The organism is Aliarcobacter thereius LMG 24486 (genome assembly GCF_004214815.1).
GTDB lineage: Bacteria > Campylobacterota > Campylobacteria > Campylobacterales > Arcobacteraceae > Aliarcobacter > Aliarcobacter thereius.
The window spans coordinates 1150943-1173701 of sequence record NZ_CP035926.1 but is presented as its reverse complement, the minus strand read 5'-3'; the positions used below and the strand labels follow the sequence as shown (position 1 = coordinate 1173701).

The 22759-nt window shown below is 25.3% G+C and carries 20 protein-coding genes and 2 tRNA genes; 11 read left to right on the top strand and 11 right to left on the bottom strand.

Annotation, left to right across the window (positions count from 1 at the left end):
* Positions 1-19 precede the first annotated feature (19 nt).
* Both ATH_RS06040 and ATH_RS06035 read right to left on the bottom strand, forming a co-directional pair.
* Positions 20-574 carry a hypothetical protein gene (locus ATH_RS06040; protein WP_066387212.1) on the bottom strand — a complete coding sequence of 185 codons (555 nt, stop codon included), beginning with the start codon at positions 572-574 and terminating at the stop codon, positions 20-22.
* Positions 567-1547, bottom strand: coding sequence for a hypothetical protein (locus ATH_RS06035; protein WP_066390289.1), 981 nt, complete (start codon positions 1545-1547; stop codon positions 567-569). Before ATH_RS06035 ends, ATH_RS06040 begins: the two co-directional genes overlap by 8 nt.
* Before the next feature lie 492 nt (positions 1548-2039).
* On the opposite strand from ATH_RS06035, the gene ATH_RS06025 reads away from it, so the two are divergent.
* Both ATH_RS06025 and ATH_RS06020 read left to right on the top strand, forming a co-directional pair.
* A complete protein-coding gene (locus tag ATH_RS06025) occupies positions 2040-2246 on the top strand; it encodes a hypothetical protein (RefSeq protein ID WP_066390292.1) in 207 nt (68 codons plus the stop codon).
* Positions 2247-3083: 837 nt separating this feature from the next.
* Positions 3084-4010 (top strand): site-specific integrase, encoded by a 927-nt coding sequence (locus ATH_RS06020; protein WP_066390294.1) that lies wholly within the window; start codon positions 3084-3086, stop codon positions 4008-4010.
* 104 nt (positions 4011-4114) lie between these two features.
* Here the strand turns inward: ATH_RS06020 and ATH_RS06015 are convergent, their stop codons facing one another.
* A complete protein-coding gene (locus ATH_RS06015; RefSeq protein ID WP_066390296.1) occupies positions 4115-4624 on the bottom strand; it encodes a hypothetical protein in 510 nt (169 codons plus the stop codon).
* A 275-nt stretch (positions 4625-4899) separates the two neighbouring features.
* On the opposite strand from ATH_RS06015, the gene ATH_RS06010 reads away from it, so the two are divergent.
* From ATH_RS06010 to ATH_RS05985, 6 genes are all read left to right on the top strand, one after another.
* Positions 4900-6849 carry a type I restriction-modification system subunit M gene (locus tag ATH_RS06010; RefSeq protein WP_066390297.1) on the top strand — a complete coding sequence of 650 codons (1950 nt, stop codon included), beginning with the start codon at positions 4900-4902 and terminating at the stop codon, positions 6847-6849.
* Entirely contained in the window at positions 6839-8212 is a 1374-nt protein-coding gene (locus tag ATH_RS06005; RefSeq protein WP_066390298.1) for a restriction endonuclease subunit S, read from the top strand. Before ATH_RS06010 ends, ATH_RS06005 begins: the two co-directional genes overlap by 11 nt.
* Positions 8209-9282 (top strand): Abi family protein, encoded by a 1074-nt coding sequence (locus tag ATH_RS06000; protein ID WP_066390299.1) that lies wholly within the window; start codon positions 8209-8211, stop codon positions 9280-9282. The genes ATH_RS06005 and ATH_RS06000 overlap by 4 nt, the downstream gene beginning before the upstream one ends.
* A gap of 226 nt (positions 9283-9508) precedes the next feature.
* Positions 9509-12646: a type I restriction endonuclease subunit R gene (locus tag ATH_RS05995; protein ID WP_066390300.1), complete on the top strand. Its 3138-nt coding sequence runs from the start codon at positions 9509-9511 to the stop codon at positions 12644-12646.
* Positions 12647-12755: 109 nt separating this feature from the next.
* Positions 12756-13418 (top strand): AAA family ATPase, encoded by a 663-nt coding sequence (locus tag ATH_RS05990; RefSeq protein ID WP_066390302.1) that lies wholly within the window; start codon positions 12756-12758, stop codon positions 13416-13418.
* Positions 13419-13487: 69 nt separating this feature from the next.
* A complete protein-coding gene (locus tag ATH_RS05985) occupies positions 13488-13781 on the top strand; it encodes a plasmid mobilization protein (protein ID WP_066390304.1) in 294 nt (97 codons plus the stop codon).
* 291 nt (positions 13782-14072) lie between these two features.
* Here the strand turns inward: ATH_RS05985 and ATH_RS05980 are convergent, their stop codons facing one another.
* From ATH_RS05980 to ATH_RS05970, 3 genes are all read right to left on the bottom strand, one after another.
* Positions 14073-14321, bottom strand: coding sequence for a hypothetical protein (locus ATH_RS05980; protein ID WP_066390305.1), 249 nt, complete (start codon positions 14319-14321; stop codon positions 14073-14075).
* A gap of 98 nt (positions 14322-14419) precedes the next feature.
* Complete coding sequence (locus ATH_RS05975; protein WP_066390307.1) at positions 14420-14971, bottom strand: hypothetical protein; 552 nt, start codon at positions 14969-14971, stop codon at positions 14420-14422.
* Positions 14968-15381, bottom strand: a complete 414-nt coding sequence (locus ATH_RS05970) for a helix-turn-helix domain-containing protein (protein WP_066390312.1) — start codon at positions 15379-15381, stop codon at positions 14968-14970. The genes ATH_RS05975 and ATH_RS05970 overlap by 4 nt, the downstream gene beginning before the upstream one ends.
* 213 nt (positions 15382-15594) lie before the next feature.
* Here ATH_RS05970 and ATH_RS05965 point away from each other — a divergent pair, with 213 nt between their 5' ends.
* Entirely contained in the window at positions 15595-15837 is a 243-nt protein-coding gene (locus tag ATH_RS05965; protein ID WP_066390313.1) for a helix-turn-helix transcriptional regulator, read from the top strand.
* Positions 15838-15854: 17 nt separating this feature from the next.
* Positions 15855-16841, top strand: coding sequence for a replication initiation protein (locus ATH_RS05960; protein ID WP_066390314.1), 987 nt, complete (start codon positions 15855-15857; stop codon positions 16839-16841).
* 283 nt (positions 16842-17124) lie between these two features.
* Here ATH_RS05960 and ATH_RS05955 read toward each other — a convergent pair.
* The 5 genes from ATH_RS05955 to ribH all read right to left on the bottom strand — a co-directional run bounded on the left by ATH_RS05955 (position 17125) and on the right by ribH (position 18969).
* Positions 17125-17201 (bottom strand) — tRNA-Ile (locus ATH_RS05955).
* 5 nt (positions 17202-17206) lie between these two features.
* Positions 17207-17296 (bottom strand) — tRNA-Ser (locus tag ATH_RS05950).
* A gap of 105 nt (positions 17297-17401) precedes the next feature.
* Complete coding sequence (gene pyrF / locus ATH_RS05945) at positions 17402-18100, bottom strand: orotidine-5'-phosphate decarboxylase (RefSeq protein ID WP_083190961.1); 699 nt, start codon at positions 18098-18100, stop codon at positions 17402-17404.
* Between the two features lies 1 nt (position 18101).
* Positions 18102-18497, bottom strand: a complete 396-nt coding sequence (nusB, locus tag ATH_RS05940; protein ID WP_066184552.1) for a transcription antitermination factor NusB — start codon at positions 18495-18497, stop codon at positions 18102-18104.
* Between the two features lies 1 nt (position 18498).
* The gene (ribH, locus tag ATH_RS05935) at positions 18499-18969 is read right to left on the bottom strand and encodes a 6,7-dimethyl-8-ribityllumazine synthase (RefSeq protein WP_066184550.1); all 471 of its coding nucleotides are present in this window, start codon (positions 18967-18969) and stop codon (positions 18499-18501) included.
* Positions 18970-19117: 148 nt separating this feature from the next.
* Here ribH and cas9 point away from each other — a divergent pair, with 148 nt between their 5' ends.
* A complete protein-coding gene (cas9, locus tag ATH_RS05930; RefSeq protein ID WP_066390315.1) occupies positions 19118-22666 on the top strand; it encodes a type II CRISPR RNA-guided endonuclease Cas9 in 3549 nt (1182 codons plus the stop codon).
* The last annotated feature ends 93 nt before the right edge of the window (positions 22667-22759 follow it).

The following is a 22759-nucleotide window of genomic DNA, read 5'->3' as shown; positions in this document are numbered from 1 at the left end:
TTTTTACGAAATCCACTTTTTATGAGTCTATCAATAATTTTATTTTTCTTATATATTCTTTTTCAGTTCTATAATGCAAAATTAATAAAAATATTGCTATTAATAGTGGTATAAAAATAAAGTACAAAGAAATATCCACCTTTTCGATATATTTATACCAACTATTTATTAGTGTTAAAATAAAAAAAGCTCCTGATAAAGTCCATCTAAAATAAGTTAATTGATTTTGTCTTTCTATAAAATAATCATAAGTATTTTGATTTTTTTTAAATATTTTCACTTCATCTTTAAAATTAATATTTTTTAATTTAAATAACTTATATATACAAGGCTCAATAAAATCTACTATTTGCATTAAACTCATAATTACATGTCCTATTACATAAGATAAAATAAAAATAATTAAAGATATATATTCTAATTTGTCAATTAATCCAAAATATATACCACCCAAATAGAACTTATCTATTATAAAAAAATTCACTATTACAACAAATCCTGATATTGCATAAATCATTATATCTCTAGATATATGTTTAAATAAATCTAAAAGTTTTGCTATTGTATTATCCATTTAACTTCTCCACTAAAAACCCAAACCATATTTCATTATCAAAACTTATACTATCATCATCTAAATTTATGTTTTTTGATAACTCTTTTAATTCTTGCGAATAATTTTTATTTGTTACTTTTTGGATATTATAAATAGTTTCATATTTTATAGCATCATTATAAAATTTATCTATTGATATAAAAATAGATTCTATTACTTTATCTATATCATCTTTATAAAAATCTACTATTTGAAGTATTACTTTAGCTTTTATAAAATCTAAATCATCTATTTCTTCTATGTATTTAGGAATATTTGTAAAATCATCTTTTGATTTTTTTACAGCTATTAAAACTTGTAAGTCTAAAATATCACTAGGAACTTCTAAACTATTTTTAAATCTATCTAAAATATTTTGTAAAATATCTGGATATTTTTCAAATGACTCAAATGCTATTTTCAATAAACTCTCTACATAAGTATCTTTTCTTATTTTTATTTGTTCTTTTGCTATATCTAAATCTTTTATTAGCTCTTCTATCTCATCTTTATCAAAATTTTTATATATCAAAGTAAAAACTAAGTAAGCATAATAAAAAGATAAATTATCTATCTCATCTATTAAAACTTGTGCTTTGGTAAAATCTTTTTTTGCTATCTCTTTTGCTACTAGATATTTGATTTCATCATCTTTTGAATATTCCAAAGCTTTTTCATAATCTATTGGAATATATAATTTAGCAATTTTATATGCTAAAAAATGTTTTTGGTTTTCGGGAATTGTATCACTGTCATAATATTTAATTAAAAGTTCTAAATTGTTTGATTCTTCTAAGAAGTATATTAATTCTCTTAAATAATTATGTTTTATATGAGATTGTGTTTGAGTAAGATTTAGATATTCATCTCTTACTTCTAAAGCTTTTTTATGATTTTGATTAGATAAAGCTTCTTGAAACTCTAAATTTTTTTGATTTATTTTTTCTATCATTTTTATCTTCTTATTATGTTAATTAAAAACTTATAATTCAACTCTATCTTGCCAATAGTTAGGTTTTCTACTATTATGCATAACAGATATTATCATTATCTGATTATTTATAATTTTATAGATTATAGAAAATGGGAATTTATTTAAAATATATCTTATAATGCCACTAAAAGTCAAGACAAATATTTCTAAATATTAATTCCAACTAGCTTTGTAACATTAAGGCAAGTTTTTAACTAGCACAAAAAATGATTTTTATGTGCTAGTACTTACACTACTATAATTATAATAAATCCTTTTTTGTGTTAGTTATTTAAAAATTGTTTCTAAGGAAACAAACTAACATCAAAGGAGGTGTTTATGGTATATTTAACATATACATTTTTTTTCTTTTTATATATTGTTATTTTTAGCAATAAAGTTAGAAAAAAAATAAAAAAAGTTCTTATCAGTAGAGCCTTTAAAGAATATTTAATTTTCTTATGATCTATAATGATAGGAGCTTCTGCAGGAGTTATAACAATATTCCTTGTTGCTCTATCAGTAGTTTTTGCTACAGAATTAGGGCTAAATCCAAAGCTATCAGAAACAGATATTTTAACATCTAATGCTGAAACAATTTGGTTCCTTGGAATATATGGTATAATTATTGCAAGTATGTTCAAGTACATACAAGACTTATTAAGAAAGGAGAGATAATGTTGTTAAGTTCAGCTTTGGGATTATTCCTTCCCCCAATAATCTTGTTATGTCTTGCTTTAATTATAAATAAACTAAATAAAAAAAATAAAAAATCTTGCTAAATCTAGCAAACCAACCTAAAACAATAAAATATTGTTAAAAATTAGTTTCCAGATAGTCTATGCAAAACAATATTGATAATTCTATAAATCTTCATTCAGACAATCTAAAAAACATCATCAAAAAACAATAAAATTTCTATAAACTAATTAAAAATCTCTGTAAACTCAACTGTAAAATCTTGTAAATTTGATTGTAAAATCAAAGCTTTTATATATTGTAAATTATTTCTTTAAAAGCTTTAAATAGTAATGCTTTGAGATAGTTTTATAAAAATAAGGAAACAGTGGCAAATAAATTTGCAACTATAAAATATAAACTAATAGCAACTGCATTTTACAAAATATCAACTATAATTTCATCATAATTTTCTTATTAAAAATTAACTTGTATTCACAAGCATTGAGTTGGAACAATGATCTAAAGCCAAGCTAGATATTTAAAGTTTACTAGAATCTTTTATAACTAGACTATCTAAAAACTATGAAGCATATTTTGTTATATGTAAAGTTCACAGCCTTTATAAAACTGTTTAGCTACTTATTTGTTTAAGTAGTAAGAGAGAAAAGCTCTTTTGAAGTGATATTAGCAGCTATATTGCAAATGCTAATCTTGATTTGATGTTTTTACAAGTAAAAATAAAAATAGATGGACTTAACACAAACCTATGATTTAGAGATAGGAAAACAAACAAAAACAGAAATTATGAATACCTTTTAAAAAGGATAAATAAAAATGCGAGGAAGTGTATATTATCAAAGTGCAGAATTAACAAAAACAATCTTCTTTGAAGGTGCAAAAAAACATAATAGAATTGATCCTAACCATATTCACTATAACTGTGTTAGCTCGTTTAACACTATGAAAAGCTACAGAAATATCTGGAATAACCTCTTTAACTATTTATTAGAACACTTTAAACTAAAAAACTTTGAACTAATAAATGAAGATCATATAAAAGCATATGTTGAATATAAAATAGAATATTATCCCTCAAAACAATACTTAGAAAAAATAATATCTGCTTTAGGTAAACTAGAGTTTGCACTAAATCGTTACTCAAAACTAAAATATGAAACTAATCCTATAACTTATGATTTTAATATTAGACAATATCTTCTATGTAATGCAAAAGATTTAAACCTAGTTGCAAATAATTATAACAATAGAGTTTACTCAAACCCACAACTAATTATTGATAATCTACAAAACCCTAAACATAAACTTGCAGCTTCAATTCAACTAGAAGGTGGTGCTAGAGCTGAAGGTGTAACACTAATTAAAGAAGAACAACTAAGAGGTATGAAAATTGATGATATTACAAATAATAGTGTTGGTGTAATTGAAACAAAAGAGAAAGGTGGAAAAGTAGGGGATATATTAATATCTACTAAAACTTATAAAGAACTAGAAAACTACTTCATAGATAATCATACAAAAGTATTTAAAATCAAATACCAAGATTATGTAAATGATATAAAATCTACTTGCATAAAACTAAATCAAACTCATCATGGAACACATGGATTTAGATGGACATTTGCTCAAAATAGAGTAAGAGAGTATCAAAAACATAACTACAGCTATGAACAAGCATTACAAGGTGTTAGTTGGGAGATGAAACATTTTAGAGCTAGTATTACTGAACATTATTTGGGGTGAATTAAAATTAAGAATAATTTATCAAATTGACGTAGAATTTTTAACACTCCCTTTGATTATTTTTATAATAAGTACATATTAAATTAATTCATAATCAACTTATTTTAAAGTTCTCCATTTTTATCTATATTTTCAATAATAAGAAAAAAACTACCTTGGTTCATTAAGTTAGATACTTTTAATTCAATTTTGTATTTTTCTTTATAATAAATAACACAAGATTCTCCTACTTTTCCAAAAAAAGGAATAGAATTTTGAACACAAGTTGGTTGCCCATATTTTTGGCTTATTATTTGTAATAAAGGACTTGCTAAACTATATGGGTCTTCAAACTGATTTAATTCTTTACTGACTGCTGTTATTCGTTGAACTTTGTTTTCTTTATTAGTAAACAGCCATACTCTTACTAAATTTTCATAAGAAATATTTTTTTCATAATATTTTTCATCATTTTCAATTCTAGTTAATGTAAAACCTTCTTCATTAAAAGGCTCTTCAAGAGAAACACCAAAAAACTTTTCTGTTTCTTTTTTTACTGAATTAGATGTATTACTACTGCAAGCATTAAAAAACAATATTAAGGTTAAAATAAATAAAGTATTAAATATGTTCATTTGTATAGTTCCTCATTTTAATTTATAATAGTATCATAATTATATGAAATCTTAATTCTTTTATATTTAACTTTTCTCCATAGAACGAGTAATTTATTTTTACTTTCAATCTTCTATTTTTATGGCTTTAACTTTATCTCCTAAAAAATGATTTTTAGTTTATAGTACATTATTTGGGAGGGTAGAATAAAAAAATGAAATATTAGGCTGAATCAAAATTTAACCTTCAACTAGCTAAAATAAAAACTTACATAAATACACAATATAGGAACAATATGAGCATTTCAGCATTAATATGGAGTACAGCAGACCTTTTAAGAGGAGATTATAAACAATCAGATTATGGAAAGATTATTCTTCCGTTTACTCTTTTAAGAAGATTAGAATGTGTACTTGAACCCACAAGAGATGCTGTTTTAGAAGAGTATGAAGCTAGAAAAAGTCTAAATGTACCATTAGAGCAATTTTTAGTTAGAAAATCAAACAATAGCTTTTACAATATCTCAAAATATACTCTATCAAAGCTTATGGCAGATTCTAACAACATAAGAGAAAATCTTGAAAGCTATATTACAAGCTTTAGTGCAAATGCAAGAGAAGTTTTTGAAAAGTATGAGTTTGATAAGCAACTTGATAAATTAAATGAAAACAATCTTTTATATATGATTGTTGAGAAATTCTCTAGCTTTGATTTAAGCCCTGAAAAAGTATCAAATCATGAAATGGGGTTAATGTTTGAAGAGCTTATTAGAAAGTTTGCTGAAGCATCAAATGAGACAGCTGGAGAACACTTTACACCAAGAGATATTGTAAGACTTACTACATCTTTAGTTTTTGCTTTAGATGATGAAGTTCTAACAAAAAATGCAGTTGTAAGAAGCTTATACGATCCAACAGCAGGAACAGGAGGATTTTTAAGTAGTGGAAGTGAATATATCTATGAATTAAATCCAAATGCTACATTAGTTACTTTTGGGCAAGAGTTAAATCCTGAATCATACGCTATTTGTAAAGCTGATATGATGATTAAAGGTCAAGATGTTTCAAATATAAAACATGGAAACACTCTAAGTGATGATCAACTAGCAAATAAAAAGTTTGATTATATGCTTTCAAATCCTCCTTTTGGGGTAGAGTGGAAAAAAGTTCAAAAAATAGTTACAGATGAACATACTCAAAAAGGTTATGCAGGAAGATTTGGAGCAGGACTTCCAAGAGTTAGTGATGGTTCACTTCTATTTTTACTTCACCTTATTTCAAAAATGAATCCAAAAGAAGAAGGTGGAAGCAGAATTGGTATTATTCTAAATGGTTCACCTCTATTTACAGGTGGTGCTGGAAGTGGTGAGAGTGAAATTAGAAGATATATTTTAGAAAATGACTTACTAGAAGCTATTATTGCAATGCCAACAGATATGTTCTTTAATACTGGAATTTCTACATATATTTGGATTTTATCAAATCATAAAGAAGAACATAGAAAAAATAAAGTGCAACTAATCAATGCTTCTTCTATGGGTGAAGCTATGAGAAAATCCCTTGGAAGTAAAAGAAAACAGCTAAATGATATTCAAATTGACGAGATTGTAAGAACATATGGTGATTTTATAAGCTCAAAAGAGTCAAAGATATTTAATACAAGAGATTTTGGATATAGAAGAATCACAGTTGAAAGACCATTACAGTTAAGCTATTTTACAAAAGATGAAATTAAAATAGAAGCTCTAAAAAATGATAGTGCATTTGAGAAGATAGATGCAGAAACTCAAAAAGAGATTTTTGAAGCTTTAAAAACTATGGATGAAAAAATACCTAGTCAAAAACTATTTGAAAAAGAGATTTCAAAAAAAGTTACTTCAAAATTAACAGCATCAAATCTAAAACTTTTACAAAAACACCTAAGCGAACATGATGAAGAAGCAGAACTTGTTAAAGATTCAAAAGGTAAACTTGTAGCAAATCCTGATTTAAGAGATTATGAAAATGTACCATTAAATCAAGATATAAATGAATACTTCCAAAGAGAGGTAATCCCACATGTGCCACTAGCTTGGATTGATGAAACTAAAACAGATGCTAAAGATGGTTTAGTTGGAATTGTAGGATATGAAATACCATTTAATAGACACTTTTATGAGTATGTACCACCAAGAGAACTAGCTGTAATAGATGAAGAGTTAGAAACACTTACAAAAGAGATTTTGGAGATACTTCATGAAGTATAAGAAGTATCCTAGCTACAAAGATAGTGGGGTTGAATGGTTGGGCGAGATTCCAAGTGACTGGAATGAAAGTAGATTGAAATTTATAGGTTATACCTATGGTGGCTTATCAGGAAAAGCAGGAAAAGACTTTGGAGATGAAGAAAATTTAAAAAGTAAAAGATTCATACCATTTACAAATATAGCTAATAATACTTTTATAAAATCTGATAATTTAGGTTATGTAATTGTTGATGAAAAAGAAGAGCAAAATAGAGTAAAAGCTAATGATTTATTTTTTTTAATGAGTTCTGAAAATTATGATGATTTAGGTAAAGCTTCATTATTAGAAGAAGATTTAAAAGATACATATTTAAATAGTTTTTGTAAAGGTTTTAGGCTAACTAATAAATTAATTAATCCAAAATTCTTAAATTATTTACTTTCTGGAAATATTTATAGAAAATTACTAAGTATTCAAGGAAATGGATTTACTAGAATTAATCTTAGACTTGAAAAATTAAATGAATTAAAATTACTGCTACCAAATTTACGAGAACAACAACAAATAGCAAATTTTTTAGATAAAGCAACAGCTAAAATTGATACTTTGATAGAAAAACAAACAAAACAAATAGAACTACTAAAAGAGAAACGACAAGCAGTTATATCTCATGCAGTTACAAAAGGTATAAATCCAAATGTACCTATGAAAGATAGTGGAGTTGAGTGGTTGGGCGAGATTCCTGAGCATTGGGAAGTTAGTAAGTTAAGATTTCTATTTTCTTTTTCTACTGGGTTAAATATTACAAAAGCAAATTTGATTGATGAAGATGGAATCCCTTGTGTTAATTATGGTGAAATTCATTCTAAATATGGATTTCAAGTTAATGCAAATAAAGATAGTTTAAAATATGTAGATAAAGAATATTTAATAACTTCTAAAAGATCACTTTTAAGTGAAGGTGATTTTGTTTTTGCTGATACATCAGAAGATGTTAAAGGTTCTGGTAATTTTACGCATGTTGTTGGAGATAGTAAAATTTTTGCAGGATATCATACCGTAATAGCAAGATTAATCAACAATTATAATTCAAGATTTTTTGCTTATATATTTGATTCAAATATTTTTAGAACTCAGATTCAATTATCTATAAAAGGTGTTAAAGTATTTAGTATTACCCAAGCAATTTTGAAAAATTGTTTGATTTGGTTTCCAGTAATTGAAGAACAACAACAAATTGCAAATTATCTTGATGAAAAAACCTCAAAAATAGATGCTTTAATAGAAAAATCAAATAAATCAATAGAACTATTAAAAGAAAAAAGAACAGCTCTTATAAGTGCGGCTGTTACAGGTAAAATTGATGTTAGGGAATTTGAATGAGTAAATATACTCATAAAATTGGAAGTATAAAAAATTATATTCAACAAATTTATGTTGATGGATTAAAAAAAAGCAATTATTTTAGTAATATTGAAATAGAAGAGTTAGTTTCAAATATTGGACTTTTTAAATTTAAAGGGTATGTTAGAGCATTTAAAAACAATATGAATGATTACTATATTGATGATGTTTTGATAGTCTATTTTTTTGATAAATATTTAATACGAGTTGTTATGGATTTAACTTTGAGTATTGAAACAAAACTAAAAACTATATTAGTTGAACTTTGTTACAAGCAAATAAAAACATTACCAGCAAACCATCCACAAAAAAACAATCCATTTTTTTATTTAATCCAAGATAATTATAAACCTATAAAAATATTACAAAATAACGAAATTGAAAAATTCTCATTAAATAAAGGTGCTGTTAATAACTGGAAAAATATTGAATTTAATTCAAATTTATCTGAAACGTATCTTCATTATGGGCTTTACTATAAAAATAAATATGATTATACAGTCAATTATCAATCTTTTTTAAATAATCAAACCTTGATGAAAACCCATAGTGATATAAATTATCCACCTTTTCATTATCTAGTTGAAAGTTCAACTTTAGGAACAATAAATAAAATAATCAAGCATTTAAAAATAGAAAATTTTGATATTTTGCAAAAAGTTGCAGCTAAATTTAGAGTAACAAATACAAATATAGATTTTGAACCATATTTAGATCGTTTAGCTGAAATAAGAAATAGAGCAGCACATGGGGAAAGAGTTTTTAATAGAAGTTATAGAAGTATAAATAGAACTAGTCATTTCAATAAGATTAGTAAAGAAATCAATAATCATAAATTTATAGATGTATATTTATTTTTATATTTTATGTTAGATAGAATAGATAACTTTACTAGTATTGAAATGTTTAAAGAAAAAGAAATAAATAGATTGTTTGATAATTTTAAAGAAGATTATTTTGTTGCAAATGATTCTAAAATGTTAAATATAAAGATGGAAAATAGTGAATATGAAAATATAAAGAGATTTATTTTAAAAGGAATGTTATAAAAAAACCAAACGTAAAACGGCAGTGCAATACTTCCGAACAGAGGTTTGGCGTTTGTTAGGTTGTTATTATATCGATATAATTTGTAAATGCAACTTAAAGCTGTTTTTGATATAAACAAAAATAGTTTATAAAGCTAGGGGGATTACAAGCTCGAGCTAGGGGTATTAATTAAGTAAGCTAGGGGGATTAAATGATTAAAATACTATATTTAGAAGGGGAAATAAAATGAGCATACATGATAAACACAAAGAATCAAAGTTTGAAACTGAAATAGTAGAATATCTAACTTCTAAAGATTGGATAGAAGGTACGAGTAGTGGATATGATAAGAAATTAGCTTTATATACAGAAGATTTAATATCATATATAAAAAATACTCAAAGTGATGCTTATGAAAAGATGGCTAAAAGAGAAGGTGTAAAAACTGATGAAGTTTTAGCTAATTATGTAGCAAAAGAACTTGATAAAGAAGGAAGTTTATATTTTTTAAGAAGAGAGATAAAATATATAGGCTCAAAATTTAAACTTTGTCAGTTTAAACCTGAACTTGATAATCCTGATTTACAAAAAAGATATGATGCAAATATACTTAGAGTTGTAAGACAAGTCTATTACTCAAAAGAAGATAAAAGCTCTATAGATTTAGTTCTATTTTTAAATGGTATTCCACTTGCTACACTTGAACTTAAAACAGATTTCACTCAAAATGTTCATGATGCAATTAAGCAATATAAAACAGATAGACTCCCAAAAGGTGAACCCCTTTTAGAGTTTAAAAAAAGATGTTTAGTTCATTTTGCTGTTAGTTGTGATGAAGTTTATATGACTACAAAACTTGATGGAGTAAAAACTTTCTTTTTACCTTTTAATAAAGGAAAAGCCGATGGAAGTGCTGGAAATGAACATAATCCAAATGGATTTGCTACTTCATACCTTTGGGAAGAGATATTACAAAAAGAGACTTTATTAAATATTATTGCTAGATATATTCATCTTGAAGTAAAAGATAAAGAGGATTTTAAAGGTAGAATTTATAAAAGTGAAACTATGATTTTTCCAAGATATCATCAGTTAAATGTTGTTAGTAAACTTCTATATGATTGTAAAATAAATGGAGCTGGTAAAAATTATCTAATTCAACATAGTGCAGGAAGTGGAAAATCAAACTCAATTGCTTGGCTTTCTCATCAGCTATCATCTTTACATAATAGTATTGGTGAACCTGTTTTTAACTCTGTTATAGTAATTACTGATAGAACAGTTTTAGATAATCAATTACAAGAGACAATTTCAAGCTTTGAGCATAAAGATGGAGTAGTTGTAGGAATTAGTAGGGAAGGTTCAAATGAATCAAAATCTATTCAACTAACAAATGCCCTTGAAAGAGGTGCAAAAATAATTATTACAACTATACAAACTTTTCCATTTGTATTAGACGCAATTCAACAAACAACAACTTTAAAAGATAATAAATATGCAATTATCGCAGATGAAGCACATTCAAGTCAAAGTGGAAGCACAGCTAAAAAATTAAAAGAGGTTTTAAACTCTGAACAAATAGAGGAGGGTGTTGAGCTTAGTGCAGAAGATGTAATAACAGCATCTCTAGAGGCAAAAGGAAATAATAAAAACCTTAGTTTCTTTGCATTTACAGCCACTCCAAAACCAAAAACTCTTGAAATGTTTGGAGTATTACCAGATTGTACAAAAGCACCTTCAACAGATAATAAACCAAAAGCATTTCATTTATATACAATGAGACAAGCTATTGAAGAAGGGTTTATTTTAGATGTACTTAAAGGTTATACAACTTATAAAATGTACTATAAACTAGAACATGCAAATAAAAACAAAGATGAAGAAGTAGAGAGTAAAAAAGCTAAAATAAAAATATCTAAATGGATGAATATTCATCCTCATAATATTGCTCAAAAAACAGAGATTATAATAGAACATTTTAGACACAAAGTTGCTCATTTGCTAGATAATCAAGCAAAAGCTATGGTTGTAACTTCAAGTAGACAAAGTGCAATTAGATATAAAGATGCTTTTGATAAATATATAAAACAAAATAATTTAGAAAATATACAAGCTATGGTTGCTTTTTCAGGAACTGTAAAAGATGATTTTGAAGGTATTGAAAAAGAGTACACAGAATCTAATACAAATCCTAATTTAAAAGGTAGAGATATGCGAAAAGCATTTGATACAAATGAGTATCAAGTGATGATTGTAGCAAATAAATTTCAAACAGGGTTTGATCAACCAAAACTTTGTGCTATGTATGTAGATAAAAAACTAGGTGGTGTTGATTGCGTTCAAACACTATCAAGACTAAATAGAACTTATGCAGGAAAAGATCAAACATTTGTAATTGATTTTGTAAATGAAATTGAAGATATAAAAGCTGCATTTGAACCATATTATAAATCAACAAGTATTGATGATGTAACAGATCCAAATCATATATATACTTTGCAAGCTAAAATTGAATCAAATACTATTTTTACAAATAGTAATGTAGAAAACTATGCTCAAGCATTTTTTAACCCAAAAGGTACACAAGCTGCGATGAGTAGTGCTTTAAAACCTGCTGTTGATAAATTTAAAACAAAATACCTTGAAAGTGTAAAACAAATAGCTTATTTGCAAGAAGCACTGCAAATAGCTAAAGATAACAAAGATGAAAGAGGTATTCATAATTTAGAATTAGAGTTAAAAGATGAAAATGAGACAAAAGCAACTTTAGATTTATTTAAAAAAGATTTAGTGACTTTTACAAGATTATATGAGTTCTTATCTCAAATTGTTGATTATGATGATGTTGAATTAGAAAAATTATGGGCATTTGTAAAAGGGTTAATTCCAAATCTAAAAACACTTGAAATTAGTAAAAATGATATTGATATTTCACAAATAGAACTAACACACTATAAGCTACATAAACAAAAAGAAGTATCTATAAAGCTTGAAGGTGAAGAAGAACTAAAAAATGGTGGAGAGCAGGGAACAGCCGTTGCAAGAGATCCAGAAAAAGAGTTTTTATCAAAAGTTGTAGAGAAAATGAACTCATTATTTGAGGGTGATTTTACACAAGATGATGTTTTAGGTTATGCCAGAACAATATCAAATAAGATGAAAGAAAATGACAAGGTAGTTCAACAAGTTATTAATAACACAAAAGAACAAGCAATGCTTGGTGGTTTTGAAATAGCTTTAAATGATGCAGTTATTGAGAGTTTAGATGTTCATCAAAATATGGCAACTCAAGTTCTAAGTAAAGACAAAGTTAGAGAAGGATTAGCTGATATTGTTTATGGATTATTGATGAAAGGCTTAAGTACTAGTAGCGTAAGTAGATAACATATGTACGATTATTATAGTATAAATCTACTAATAAATAACTATTAATCTAATAGTAAATTAATATCATTTTATATATAATTTAATATTAAAATATTAAGGAATTAAAATGATAATTTCAGTTTGTAATGAAAAAGGTGGTAGTGGAAAAACTACAATTGCTTTAAACATTGCAGTAAAACTTGGACTCTTAAAAGAAGATACTTTACTGATTGATGCAGATCCTCAAAGAAGTATTGAAGTATTTACAAACATTAGAGCTAATGAAAATATTGATCTTATTTTTAATACTGTTTCTAAATTTGGAAGTAGTTTAGGTAAAGAAGTAAAAAGTTTACAAAATAAATACTCTTCTATTGTGATTGATACAGGAGGAAGAGATAGTGAAGAGATGAGACAAGCTTTAGCAATTAGTGATTTAGTAATTATTCCAACACTTCCAAGTGATTTAGATATTGCTGTTTTAAATAAAATGATAAATCTATTTAATCAAGCTAAAGCTTTTAATCCAAATGCTAAAGCACTTATTACTATTTCAAAAGCTAGTCCAAATCCATTTTTAAATAAAAAGATAGAAGATTTAAAACAATATATAAAAGATAAAAATCTTGAAGATATAAAACTTTGTGAAAGTGTAATTTATGAAAGAGAAGCATATAAAAACTCTTTTTCTAATGGTTTAGGTATTTTAGAATTCCTTGATGAAAAATCAAAAGCTTATCAAGATTTTAATAGTTTCTTTGATGAATTAGTTGAATATGTAAATAGTTAATTAGTATTTATTTACTAATAAATTAATATTAATATAATTGTATATTACAAATAGAATAAAGGTTGTAAAATGAAAGAATCAATATTTAAGAAAAATGAAAAAAAGTCTTTCGCTTTTGTAGAAGATAAAAATACTCAAAATAGTGTAAATGAGTTAGATGAATTTGTAAACTCTGGTAGAGGTCAAACTAAAAAAGTTTTAAACCCAAAAGGTAGACCAAAACTACAGAAAGATGAACTAAAACAAGAACAAATTGTAATATATCTTACAAAAGAGCAAAAAGATGAAATTACAAAAAAAGCAAAACTCTCATCTCTTAGTGTTTCAAAGTATGTAATGCTTAAAGTGTTTGGAATAAATTAAATGAAATTATAAACTCATAAAAATTAATAGTTGAGTGGTATTTTAATTATTTCAAGCATAAAAAATTAGACCGTTCAAAATTTTATATTTGTACTTTTTTGAGGTGTAGTTTTCTACATTTAAAGTTAAAACAATTAAAAAATGATTTAGCAAATAGAACTATTGATAAATTCAATGAACTCAAAAATGACCTAAATGTCTTTGATAATAATGATTTATTAAAATTGTGTGATGAAAATACAAAACTTACAGAAGCTTTTTTATTTATATTTTACATTAAAATTATAAAATTTAAACGTTATTTTTTGAGTCTTTGAAGTCTTTTACAACATACAAAATATAAATAACAGCAACAAACTCTAGAATGTTATTTTTTAATAAAGTATCTATATAATTAGGAATTTGAAAATCTCTTATACCATTCATAGTAGACTCATCTATTGATATTATAAATATACCAAATAAGCCAAACCAAAATATAACTGGTAAAAATGACTCAGTTAAAATATATACTACTTTTTGTGTAAATTCTTTTTTCATATGATGCATTTCCCTTATATAGTACCTAAAATGATATCTAAATTAAAATTTAAATACTCTTATTTATAGTTTGAATAGAGAAAATATTTAAGTTTTTATTATTTTTCAATACTTTCCATAATTTTATACTTTAATAATTCTTCTATCGCTAAAGCAGTATGAATATCAGTAGTTTTAAATTGAGTTTTAGGTTTTATAGCATCTTCTAAATATATGAAAAATTGATAACCATACATAGTTTTTTCTAGTAAAAAAGATCTAATTTCTGTAAATTTTAGTTCAATATTTTCACATTTTTTATCAAAATTAACTATTATTGATTTATCTTTGATTTCTAAATATCCTGAATTATTATTTTTTGCTTTTTTATATAAAAGATAATATATAAAAGATGAAATAATTGTAATAAAAATAGTTAGTATAGATCCTAAAAAAGTATAAAAATAAGCTATTAATAATAAAAATGAAATCAATAAGGCAGTATGATTTATTAAATTTTCTTTATTTATAAAATATATTTTTATTACAGGTATTTGTTCTTTAAAGTTTTTTAAAGGCTTATTAAAAGTATTATAGCTGTAATAATTATTGTTTTGAGTTCTAATCTGAGTTGAATTGGGTCCATTTTGAGTATATTTTTCTTTACTCATAAAATAGGTAACTTTGATATTAAATCTTTAAGTTTTTCTTTTAGCTGCTCTTTTTTATTTAATGCAATTGCTACACTTGATAAAGCTTGAAATAAAGGTAAGAACTCATCATCAATATTTATATTTATATTTTTATTTATAGAACTGCTATTAAATACATCTTTTTGATTATTTTGAGTTTTAATTTGAGTTGAATTTGCTCCATTTTGAGAAAAAGAAATATAACTATCTCCAAATATTTGATTATAAATACCAAGTTCACGGCATTTCTTTTTTATTGCATTTATTGAATTTCTTTGTTTCCATTTTGAAATTGTTGATTCACTTATATTTATTTTTTCGCTTAATTCTCTTATGGTTGAGACATTAAAATAGTTAAATAATTTTTCAAAAATATAATTAATTTCCATTAAAAACCTTTATCGATATTTAATAAGACATTTTAAGCATAGAATAAGATATAATAGCCTATTATTTTATCAATAGGACATTTTAGCCTAAGTTATGTACCTATTTGTTCTTTTAAATCACATTGTTAAAACAAAATAATCAATGATTAGTATATCAAATGTTACATAAACTTACATTTACTTGCATAAATTAATAAAAAAGGAGAAATAAAAATGAATATTGAAGAGATAAAACAACAAATTTTAAAAGAGCTTGACGAGCTTGAAACAAAAAATAAAACTTGGTTAAATACAAGAGAGTTAGAAAAATATTTAAATATTACAAAAGCTCAGTTAGAAGCGTGGAGAAGGGAGGGCTTTGGACCCTCTTATTTAATACTAGGTAAAAGAAGGATTTTGTATCCAAAATCTTCTATTGCTGATTTTATAGTTTCAAATGAAGTAAAAACTATGTAGAGATATAAGATTTTAAAATGGAAATAGTGTATATAAGCGAAAAAGAGAGTAAAGATTTGATATACAAATCAAACAATCTAATAAATAGTAAATATAATATTACTTTAATTCAATCTAGATTTTTAGCATTTTTAAGTAGTCTTATAAATGTTTATGATGATGACTTTTTTACTTATAGTATAAGAGTTCCAACTCTTCTAAACTTTTTAGAAATTGAGAGAACTAATTTAAAATGGTTAAGTGAGAGTTTAAAACAACTTCTTACAACAATAATTTGCTTAGAAAATAGTGAAAAAGTAGAAGAGTACACCACTTTTTTAAGTCATTTTAGACTTGATAAAGCAAATGATATTTTAGAGTTTAGTTTTCATAGCTCTTTAAAGCCACACTATTTACAACTTAAAAACAATTTTACAAAGCTCAAGCTAGAGCAATATAACAAATTTGAGAGTGTTTATACGCTTAAATTTTATGAGTGGATAGAGTACAATATTAGTCTTTACGATACTTATAAAAACTCAAAATTTAGGATTATTGAAATAAATTTAGATGAGTTATTAGAAAAGTTTACAAGTGTTTATAACTACAAGAAGAAAAAATTTGAGATACAAAAAAGTTATAAAATTTATAATCGTTTTAAAGAGAAAGTTTTAGAAGTGGCTAAAAACGAATTAAAAGAAAAATCTGATATCTACTTTGAATATGAAGAGATTAAAGTAAATAGAGCTGTTAAAAGCTTAGTAATCACTATAACTAAAAATAGCGAGAGAATAAAAAAAGATTTTACAGATTTAAAGAAAAAAAATCTTCAAAGTTCTACTAAGCATAGACAAATAGCTCAAGTGCAAATAAAAAGAATCCTTACTAGAACTAAAAATATAAAAGATCGTTTGAAATATGAACAAAAGCTTTATCAAAAATATCTACAAGGCACTTTAAATTTTGATAGTGATCTACAAGAGATAAACAAAGAGCTAGATAAGAAAATATTTGACTCAATTTAGCTTATAAAAAAGTTGCATTATCTTATAAAAAAGTTGCATTTGGAGTAAAAAAGCTTATAAAAAAGTTGCATTATCTTATAAAAAAGTTGCAGATAGAACTCTGTAGCCACCATAAAATGGCACTTTTTACCCTGCTAAATAAGTAAATACTATTATGTAAAATAAAGAAATACAGAAGAGCTAATAAATATATTGTAAACATAAAATATTATATGGGTAGAAATGGGGTATAAAGATATAAAAAAATGAAAGCTTAAATCAAGCAAGAAGCTCGATAAAATCGTGGTGGGTCGTGAAGGACTCGAACCTTCGACCACTCGGTTATGAGCCGAGTGCTCTAACCAGCTGAGCTAACGACCCACAAGTGGCGGACAGTGAGGGATTTGAACCCTCGGTACCGTTGCCAGTACGTCTCCTTAGCAGGGAGGTGGTTTCAGCCACTCACCCAACTGTCCGTTTACAATTAGTTAGTTACCAGTTAAATTGGACGGAAATTATAGTTTCTTAAGCCTTAAATAAGGCTTAAGAAAGCCTTGAGTTAAGCATTTATATTTAAAATTCTATAAATTATCTATAATTTTCTTAACAATATTTTGAGGAAAATCATTTTTATAAATAGGTCTTCCTACAACAATAAAATCAACCAAGTTTTCTTTTGAAAAATTTATATCAGCAACTCTTTTTTGATCGCCACTATCTTCTCCAAAAGGACGAATACCTGGACAAAGAGTTATAAACTCTTTTGAAGTATTGTTTTTAATGTCTAAACTTTCAAAAGCAGAGCAAACAACACCATCAAGACCAGCCTCAAAAGTTGTTTTAGCAAACTCTCTTGCTTTTAAATCAATATTTTCTCCATAGATTTTTTTAAAACTTTCATTATCGAATGAAGTAAGAGCAGTAACTGCTAAAACTAAAGGTCTATTTGGGATATCTTTGATTCTATTCATAACTGTTTGCATAGCTTCAAAACCAGCACTTGCATGAACATTAAACATATCAACTAAACCAAATTTAGAAATGTCTTCTGCAGCATCTGCCATTGTATTTGGAATATCATATAATTTTAAATCAAGAAAAATTTTAAAGTTTGGATTTATTGCTTTTATATCTTCTAAAAACTTTTTACCATCTCTTAAATAAGTTCTAAAACCAACTTTAATCCATACATCAAAATCTTTTATTTTTTCAACTAAAGCTAGATTTTCACTAGAACTTTCTAAATCCAAAGATACACAAAGTTTCATATTATTACTCATCTTAACTCTTTTTTATTTGGTCTAAAATCGCATTTATAAACTTTGGTGCACCATCACTTGCAAGTTTCTTTGCAAGTTCTATTGCTTCATTTATAACAATTGCTTTTGATAGATTCTCAAATAAAATTTCATTAATAGCAAGTCTTAAAATAGATTTTTCAACACTTCCTACATCTTCCAAAGTACCTTGAGTAAGATATTTTATAATCTCTTCATCAATTGTAGCTATATTTCTTATAGTTCCATTAAAAAGGTTTAATGCAAACTCTTTTTGTTTATTTCTAATCTTTTTTTCTTCTAAAATATCATCAACAAATTTTACAATCTCTTCATTACCTAAATCATATGCATATAGAAGACCAATTACTGACTCTCTTGCTTGTGTTCTTGTTGCCAAATTATTTTTCCATTTCGCTATATAAATCTAGCATTTCAATGATTGTAACCATTGCTTCAGCACCTTTGTTTCCAACTTTTGAACCAGCTCTTTCTATTGCTTGTTCTATTGTATCTGTTGTTAAAACACCATTTGAAACAGGTTTTCCATATTTTAAAGCAACTGTTGCAATACCTTTTGTAGCTTCTGCACTAATATAATCAAAATGAGGTGTCGCACCTCTTATAACTGCACCAACACAACAAATAGCATCGTATTTTCCACTTGCAAGTGCTTTTTCAAGAGCAAAAGGAATCTCAAATGCTCCTGGAACTAAGATTAAATCTAAATTTGAAGCAATACCACCGTGTCTTACAAAGGCATCTTTTGCACCTTCTACTAATCTATCAGTTATTATATGGTTAAATCTTCCATTTATTATTGCTACTTTTTCGTTTCCTCTTAGCCTTAAAGCTCCCTCTATTATTCTCATATTGTTCTCCAAATCTTATTTAAAATAAGGGTTATTATACAAAAAAAGGGCTTAATAGTTAGTTTGAGATTTATTTAGGATTAAAATTACAAATAAGTTTTAATATTGTAAACTTAAAGATATTTAAAATTTTACAAAGGCAAGGAACATGGAAAAAGTTTTAGGTTTGGATTTAGGAACAAATAGCATAGGTTTTGCATTAAACGAAATAGAAGAAAAGGATGGAATTGTAATTTTTAATGAACTATCTTCAAATAGTATAATTTTTAGTGAGTATATGAATGCTGAAGATAGAAGAAATTTTAGAAGTGGTAGAAGAAGAAACGAAAGAACGAGTAGAAGAAAAGAGAACACTAGAAAGCTGTTAGTAAGTTTTAATTTAGCTACAAAAGAAATAATAAAGAATCCTATAGAGTATTTTAATAATCTTACTAAACTTTGTAAAGAACCATATACTATAAGAGAAGAAGCCGTAAAAGGTAAAAAATTAACAAAAGAAGAATTTACTTTTTCTCTTTATACAATAGTTTCAAGAAGAGGATACACAAATCTTTTTGCTACACAAGATGATGATAAAGAAGCAAAAGAGAGCGAAAAGATAAATAGTGCAATACAAAACAATAAAAATATTTATAAAAATAGTAACTTTGTTTTACCATCAAAAGTTTTAACAGCAAAAAAAGAGAATTTAGAAAAAGATGGTTTTATAAATGTTGCTATAAGAAATAAAAAAGACAATTACAATAACTCATTAGATAGAAAACTTTGGCAAGAAGAGTTAGAAAAACTTTGTGATAGTCAAAAAAACAACAAAGAGTTATTTAAAGATTTAGAAACTTTTGAAAAGTTTAAAGATAAGCTTCTAAATGGTGTAAATGAAAATTCTTTAGGAGTATTTGAGCAAAGAGATTTAAAAAGTGTTGAGGATATGGTTGGTTATTGTAGTTTTTATAATTTATATCACGAGAATAAACAAAAAAGAGTTGTAAATGCACATATAAAAGCTATTGAATTTATTTTAAGACAAAGAATCGAAAACTCTATTTTAGGAAATTTGATAATAAATAAAGAAACAGGTGAATTTGTTTCTCTTTTAAAAGAAGATATTGAAACTACTATAAAATTTTGGCTAGAAACTCCAAATGTTCAAAAAATTACTACAAAAAATATATTTAAAAATGCAGGACTTAAAGATTTAGAGATAAAAACTTCAGATAAACAAGATGATACAGTTCAGGATATAACAACATATAAAGCTATTTTAGAAATAATTAGCTATGAAATGATTGTAAAAAATGAAGATTTTTATTCAAAATTACTTGAAGTTTTACACTACTATGTAAGTAAAGAACAAATTATAACAGAGATTATAAAAATAGATAAAGAAAAAATATTAACAAATGAACAAATAGAAAAAATTGCAAACATAAACAAGAATTCTAGTTCTTATATCTCTTTTTCATTAAAGTTTATAAATGAAATTTTAGAAAAGATGATAAAAGGTATTAGCTATCAAGATAGTCTCACAGAACTTGGATATTTTAAAAAATATACAAATATTAAAGCTTATGATTATCTTCCACCATTAAATCCAAATAATGAAGATATTAAATTTCTCAAAAATAAAATTCCAAATTTTAATCCTCAAGAGCTATTTTATCAACCACTTGTTAGTCCTAATGTAAAAAGAGTAATATCTATTTTAAGAAGATTAATAAATGAATTAATAAAAAGATATGGAAAAATAGATAAGATTGTTATTGAAACAGCAAGAGAGTTAAACTCAAAAAAAGATGAAGAAAAAATTAAAAAATCACAAGAACAGAGCAATAAAGATAAAAAAGAAGCAGAAAAATTACTTGAAAGTATGAATAAAGAGATTAGTTCAAAAAATATTTTAAGAGCAAGACTTTTAAAAGAACAAAAATCAAGATGTCTTTATAGTGGAGAAAATTTAACTTTAGAAGATGCCTTGGATGAAAATATTACAGAAATAGAGCATTTTATTCCAAGAAGTAAAATTTGGATAGATAGCTATAAAAATAAGATTTTAGTTCTAAAAAAATTTAATCAAAACAAATCAAATCAAAATCCAGTTTTATTCTTAAAATCTATTGGAGAGTGGGAAAATTTTCAAGGTCGTGTAAATGAATACATAATAAGCAAAGACAAAAAAAATTGGTTGATTGATGAATCGAATATTGAAAAAATTTATAATGATGAAAAATTAGAAGATAGATTTTTAAATGATACTAGAAGTGCTACTAAAATTGTTGCAAATTATCTTGAACACTATTTATTTCCAAAACAAAATGAACATGGAAAGGGTGAATCAAATGATAAAGTAATAAGAGTTACAGGAAAAGCAATAAGTGAACTAAAAAAACTTTGGGGAATACACGAAGCACAGCCTACAAATGAAGATGGTAAAAAAGATAGACAAACAAACTATCATCATACAATAGATGCTATTGTAATATCACTTTTAAACAACTCTTCAAAAAAAGCTTTAAATGATTTTTTCAAACAAAAAGAGAATCATTTTAAAACAAAAGCTATTTTAGAAAAATTAAAAACAAGATTCCCTATTTCAAAAGATGGTAAATCTTTATTTGAATTTGTAAAAGATAAAGTTGAAAAATATGAAAAAAATGAATTATATATTTGTCCTTTTATGAAAAAAAGAGAAAATATAAGAGGGTTCAAAGATGGAAATATTAAACTTATTTGGGATGAAGAATTAAATAACTTTGCTCAAATAGATAAAATAGATATAAATAAAAATTTATTACTAAATAATTTTGGAAAAGATTTAAAAGATGATGAAGTAAAAAAAATATTTGAAACTATAAAAAATAGACTAGAATTTCCAAAACAAAATAATATAAAAAAAGCTTTAGAAGATTATGAAAAAAGATTATTGGAAACAAGAGCTAGAATAAATGTAATAAAAGATGAGATAAAACAAGAGGAAAATAAGCTTCCGAGAGATAAAAAAGCTATTGATATGCAAGAGAGTTTAGCAATAAAAGAAAAAATAGAAACTCTTAAAATAAATCAAAAAGAACTTTTAAAAGAGATGGAAACGCCTTGTTATTTTTTAACAAAAGATGCCAAAAAACAAATAGTAAGAAGTCTAAAATTAAAAACAAACTCTGTAACAAAAGCTGATAGTATAATAATAACAGATAAAAAACAAAATAATAGAGTACAAAGGCTTGATAAAGAAGTTTATGAAAGTTTAAAAGAGAGTAAAACTCCATTTGTAGCAAAACTAAATGACAATACTCTAAGTGTAGATTTATACAACACAGAAAAAGGGCAAGTAATTGGACTAAACTATTTTTCATCTATTAAAAGCAATATATTGCCAAAAATAAATGAAAAAAAAGTATCACTTATAAAAAACTTTGAAGATAAAATTACTATTTCAAAAAATGATATTTTAGAGGTAAGTGATTTAAAAAATCGTACAAAAGAGTATTTTGTTTTTAATGGTGGTGGAGATGTTACTGCAACAAATCATACAGTAGTTTTAGAATTTATAAATTTAAAGTCTGTAACAAAAGTTAATAAAAAAGGAAAAGAAGAAAAAATTTCTACAAAAAAGGTTACAATAAATGAAACTACTATTGTAAAACTAGTAAAAATAAATTTCTTTGGGGAGATTTCTTATGAAGAGTTTAAGAAAAACTAAGCTAAAATTTCTCCATATCAAATGGGGATTTGATAGTCTGATTAAAACAAGGGACGATTTAGTCCCGCAAAAATTTTATAAACTCTTTTTTAG